Source organism: Halomonas sp. ATBC28 (genome assembly GCF_005937175.1).
Classification (GTDB): Bacteria; Pseudomonadota; Gammaproteobacteria; order Pseudomonadales; family Halomonadaceae; genus Vreelandella; species Vreelandella titanicae.
Genome location: NZ_VCQL01000088.1, coordinates 1 through 533, shown reverse-complemented (window position 1 = coordinate 533; position 533 = coordinate 1). Strand labels below are relative to the sequence as shown.

Annotated in this window: 1 protein-coding gene; it reads left to right on the top strand. The window is 53.5% G+C overall.

Annotated features, from left to right (window positions below; genetic code table 11):
* The coding region (locus E0L35_RS25440) for an FAD-dependent oxidoreductase (protein ID WP_171051237.1) at nucleotides 1-533 on the top strand (533 nt) is incomplete at both ends.

Here is a 533-nt window from a genome sequence, read left to right as displayed (position 1 = left end):
GCGTTCCGGCAGTGTTCGTAAACGGGAAAGAGTTTGGTCAGGGCCGCATGACGTTGACTGAAATCGTTGCCAAAATTGATACTGGCGCGGAAAAACGTGCGGCAGAAGAGCTGAACAAGCGTGATGCTTATGACGTATTAATCGTCGGTTCCGGCCCGGCGGGTGCAGCGGCAGCAATTTACTCCGCACGTAAAGGCATCCGTACCGGTCTGATGGGCGAACGTTTTGGTGGTCAGATCCTCGATACCGTTGATATCGAAAACTACATTTCTGTACCGAAGACTGAAGGGCAGAAGCTGGCAGGCGCACTGAAAGTTCACGTTGATGAATACGACGTTGATGTGATCGACAGCCAGAGCGCCAGCAAACTGATCCCAGCAGCAGTTGAAGGTGGTCTGCATCAGATTGAAACAGCTTCTGGCGCGGTACTGAAAGCACGCAGCATTATCGTGGCGACCGGTGCAAAATGGCGCAACATGAACGTTCCGGGCGAAGATCAGTATCGCACCAAAGGCGTGACCTACTGCCCGCAC